Raw genomic sequence first — 4,845 nt, forward strand, 5'->3', positions numbered from 1 at the left:
TTGTCTTAACGTTCAATCCGGCCGATTTAGCAGGTTACGATTTATTTATATACATAACAGACTTCGTTCTTGCTTTCTTTTATCTATTCATAATATACACGTGGATTAAACGGAAACGAATATTGCCAAAACTAATGATAGTGAGTTATACCATCGACATTTTACTGTACCTGCCTGTTATAATTTCTGGAGCAGGCATTGACTGGATTTATATTCTATTCAATGCCGTTTTGATCGGGTATTTCATCAGGTCCAAACGCGTCAAGGCAACGTTCGTCAATTGATGAAAAATGGTCTTTATCATTATTTGACGGACACATTCAAATAGATTCTATAAAACATCCCGTACCACAATAAAATTGGTACGGGACGTTTTGTTCAGCATCTGCCTTCTTTGAGCAATCCTCATTCATCTTTCCGTCAACGGTATATCATCATACCTTCCAGCATCTAAGTCATCCACTTCGCCTGTTGCAACACCATTTAAAATACCGTACACACCGGTTTCGACTGCTTTTCGCAGCTGCCCCATTTTCTTTTGTCCGAAGTCTTGTGTCTGGCCGGTGATTTCAAATAGCACGGTGCCGCTTCCATTCAGCGCAAAGGAGCCAAGTGCTGTACCCGGCAAATCCAGATCTTGCGGGTATAGCGAGATGTTGCCAAATGGAGAATTGCCCATTTGTTGTAACGCATCATATGCTGCCACGTTCAATTGCTTGGAGTAATCGACATTATACTGGTCTGCATATTCGCTATATTTTTCGCCCTCTTCAGTATTTGGATGTGGGACGAACACACCGGAAAGTGAGAATGTAACCGGCTTATCCGTACCCTCGATGACGTATTCTCCCTGATGGTGCAAGTCAATGAAAACATCTACTGTGCCAAATTGATCCTGCAAATCTTTATAAACATCACGCACTGTTTGCGCTTCAGGTGTGATATACCATCCCGGTTCAGAAGATGAACCCGGAAAATCTTCAGGCTGTGGCGTGTAATCCAGATCAGGATTAAAATCACGATTCATATCAAAACCAGGATTCGATTCATAATCCCAGTATTCATTTTTGTAAGTGTAATAATTCCAGGAAGGTTCTGCATTTTCGAGCTGCGGGAATGCAGTTGTCACCTCATCCCATGTCATTTCAGTCCCGCGACGATTCAATTCCGTCGCATCCGGGTTGATCATAGGCATGGCAACAATCGTTAATTCTTCCCTGAGTTGTCTCATTTCAGGCGAATTATTGGTTCCGATTTTTTTGATCATCTTTAATAGTGCTTTTGTACCGACTTTTTCATTGCCGTGAATTTCACTTTGAATTAACACAACCTTATCCCCTGAACCGATTGTTGCTTTGTAGACTTCACGGCCTTGATTGGAATGGCCGGCCACTTCTACCTCAACATTCCCCTGACTCGATTTCTCAATCTGATTTAATTTCCTGGATAGTTCGTCGTGGCTGATGAATCCGGATACAGGTGGTTTTTTCATGATGACCGGATTAGGATCAGCTTGTACCGTTGCATCATAGGTTGGAGCCAACATCCCTGCACTCAGTAAAACAGCGCTGCATGCCATCGCAAGTTTCTTCTTTTTCTTCATCCAGAAATCCCTCCAATTATTTAAAGCTACTATATCTATTCTTCTTCAAATTATTGAATCCCTTTAATAAATGGAAAAATGAATCGAAAGCACCTGACATAAGCGCGTTTGGAGATAGTTTTGGATAAGTAAAAGGTAAGGCTTAATACTTTAGAAGCATGGATTCTGCCTGAGGATGCCGAGCCTGCAATTATTTCTTCTTTCAGTTCATGCCCGGCAACTCATCTATAACGTAAAATGGAAAGAAAGGGAAACATAAACACGACTCTAGTACAAGTCATCTACTATATTAAGCTTTCATAAGTATAAACCGCTACAAGCTCGCCGCTGTCTTCCCAACGTCCTGCGTTTCCTTAGCCGGCCGGACAAAGCGAATCACTGCAATGAAGAAGCACAGGATCGCCGCAAACACAAACAGACCAAACAAACCGCTTTGATAAAGCTGCGAAAAATAAACAACATTTACGAAGGCAAGCACAAGTCCACCAGTTAAACTCGTGTAAGCCAAGCGATTCGCTCTTTGAATAAACCAATCCGCTTTCCGGTCCATCAGGGTAGCAAAAGTGATGCTCACAACATTAACACTGCTCCCAATCCAGACCGGATGAACATTTAGGAAAAACGCATTTGGATCCCAATCCCCGAGATAATACCATAACAAACCGCTTGCAAAACCGCTAAATAATGCTATCGAGACAGCGCGTTTTGTAACGACAGGCCAGAACAACGCTGCTATTACCGGTGCGAAGGTTGCACTGTTTCGAATCGTCCATGCCATGACATTCCACCACGCGGATTGCTCCGTACGCATTAACCCGAACACAATCATCAGCACCGTTAATAGCAGCAGCGATATTTTCGTATAGGCAATCAGCTGATTTTCGGTTGCTGCCGGTTTGATCGAACTGCTCACATCACGGCCGAGGCTTGTTGCTCCGGAAAATTGGCAAGGGCCGCCCCAACCCAGTGCACATGCCCATACACCCAAGAAAAACAAACCAACAAGTGGTGCGGGGAGTACTTCCATTAAATACTGGGGTATCGCAATCAACCCCGTTTGCGCATTGGGAACCATGATACTAGCAGAAATACCGAACAGCACTCCGCCGGCGATGAATGGAATGGCCATAAAACCGGCCATAACCAGTCCTTTTTGCCCTTCTTCAGGTGTCCGGGAAGACAGCGCCATCTGGAAGGCAGCCTGGGCAAGAATGACATTGACCAGGAAGGTTCCAAACCAGACGACAATGACCTGCAATCCAACATTGTCGAACGAAAACATAGCCGGTCTTTCCTCTGCCAGTGCAGCCAGACCATCAATTCCCGGATGAATAAAAAAGGCGATGCCACCGATGATGACCATCAATCCAAACAAAATCATATTCATCGTCTGTGTAAACGCAAGGGACCACATTCCTCCTGCCTGAAGATATATGAAAAGCAAAATCGCGGTAAACGCAACAGAAAGAGACAGTGAAATTCCCGTGAACACATGAATGGCCGAGGCAAAAGCAATCGCAGTGGCAACAGACCACATGGGAAATGCGAAAGCTGTAATAGCTCCGGCGGCCCCTTTAGCCACCCGTCCATATGAATCACCAATCAGACCGGAAACGGTAACCATCATTTTTTTCCGGAACGGTTGAATGATCAGAAAGGCGATAATAAATATCTGCACCATTTCTGCGACCCCATACCACACTGCCGAGATGCCGCTTAAATAAGACAGTTCAAGAATCGAAATATAGGTCGAGCCGGAGAATAGCCCTGTGATACAAAAAGCCACAATCCATTTATTGAAATTCCGATTGCCGACGAAATAGCTGTCTTTATTGGTCAGGCGCCGTTTGGCAATTTGACCGGCAATAATCAAAGCGGTCGTATATCCGATTGCCAGAATAATAATCCATACACCATACGCTGTCATGTTCCTCATATCCTTTTAAATTGATAAATTTACTTTGTTTTTTTATACAGTTCGCCCATTACAAAAAAGCAACATAACAAAGCCCCCTTCCAATGATAAGAAGAGGGCTAATATAGCTATGACCGCCTCTCCTTATCTTTCAGACATTTATCTGATGGATTTGGCACAGTACTCTAAAAGCCTGCTGCCGAGGTTTCACAGGGCCAGTCCCTCCACCTCTCTGGATAAGAAGTTCACTTAGGTTATTGTGTATAATTTACAATGTTTCGATAAATGTGTCAATGGTTAGTTTTATATAAAGTGTCACATCGTATAGTCATGTATCGTCATAGCACATCACAATAGCTCATTGCCACAAAATATTGCTGACTCAAAATAAAACGTGCTAAACTGATTCCAACATAGAGTAGGTTGATACCTTCCACAGTTAAACAAGGAGATGAGGAGAAAATGAAGCAACTGGTGAAGGACTTGATCATGATTGTGGCCGGCACTTTGCTTTATGCTTTGGCACTGACTTTTCTGGCAATCCCAAACAACCTTGCAGATGGCGGGCTGCCAGGCTTATCGTTAATTCTGTACTATGCATTCAGCTGGTCACCGGGTATCGTGAACTTTGTACTGGCATCAATTATTTTACTGATTGGCTACCGGGTACTGCCAAGGCGTACCATATTCCTGACAGTGTTCACGGCACCGCTCCTTTCATTCTTCATCTATATAACGGAACAAAAGGTTGAGTCTTTGGGGGACCCGCTTGTTTCAGCTATTTTTGCAGGTTTTTTCATTGGCATTGGGGCAGGACTTATCCTGCGAACCGGCAGTTCCATGGGCGGGACAAGTGTTATTGCACGCATGCTGCACCACAACTTTGACTGGGATCTGACACGGACGAACTTTGCGCTCGACGCAGTGATCGTGACATCCGGACTTTTCATCATCGGTCCGCTCAATACGATGTATACAATCGTTTCATTATTTGTTGGCAAGAAAGCGACAGACATCATCCTGGAAGGGCTTGACACACGAAAAGCCGTCAGCATTATTTCTGCCTATGCGCCGGAAATAACCGATGAAGTTGTTCAGCAAATGAAAACAAGCGCAACGGTATTCGAAGGGTATGGCGGCTACATGAAAGAAAATGCCGATATGGCCTATATCATCATTAACAAATACCAGATTATGAAACTCAAACGCATTATAAACGCTGTCGATGACAGAGCTTTTGTTGTCATTCACGACGTCCGGGACGTATTTGGCGGCAGCTTTTCCTGGGCAAAAAAATCATAAAGCCAGGATCAACTTCAGCAGTGGG

Annotated in this window: 4 protein-coding genes and 1 riboswitch; of the genes, 2 read left to right on the forward strand and 2 right to left on the reverse strand. The window is 44.0% G+C overall.

Going from position 1 to position 4,845, the window contains the following annotated elements; translation table 11 throughout:
• The coding region (locus VK097_RS04445) for a DUF2569 family protein (RefSeq protein WP_324210599.1) at positions 1 to 284 on the forward strand (284 nt) is incomplete at its 5' end.
• A gap of 125 nt (positions 285 to 409) precedes the next feature.
• Here the strand turns inward: VK097_RS04445 and VK097_RS04450 are convergent.
• Together VK097_RS04450 and VK097_RS04455 are read right to left on the reverse strand one after the other, a co-directional pair.
• A complete protein-coding gene (locus VK097_RS04450) occupies positions 410 to 1,603 on the reverse strand; it encodes a M14 family zinc carboxypeptidase (protein WP_324210600.1) in 1,194 nt (397 codons plus the stop codon).
• A 313-nt stretch (positions 1,604 to 1,916) separates the two neighbouring features.
• On the reverse strand, positions 1,917 to 3,530 hold the full coding sequence (locus tag VK097_RS04455; protein WP_324210601.1) for a sodium:solute symporter family protein: 1,614 nt from the start codon (positions 3,528 to 3,530) through the stop codon (positions 1,917 to 1,919).
• A 129-nt stretch (positions 3,531 to 3,659) separates the two neighbouring features.
• Positions 3,660 to 3,761: riboswitch (SAM riboswitch) on the reverse strand.
• 219 nt (positions 3,762 to 3,980) lie between these two features.
• Between VK097_RS04455 and VK097_RS04460 the strand changes: the two genes are divergently transcribed.
• Positions 3,981 to 4,820 carry a YitT family protein gene (locus tag VK097_RS04460; RefSeq protein WP_324210602.1) on the forward strand — a complete coding sequence of 280 codons (840 nt, stop codon included), beginning with the start codon at positions 3,981 to 3,983 and terminating at the stop codon, positions 4,818 to 4,820.
• The last annotated feature ends 25 nt before the right edge of the window (positions 4,821 to 4,845 follow it).

Origin of the sequence: Lentibacillus sp., from assembly GCF_035301675.1 — a bacterium.
Classification (GTDB): Bacteria; Bacillota; Bacilli; order Bacillales; family Amphibacillaceae; genus Lentibacillus.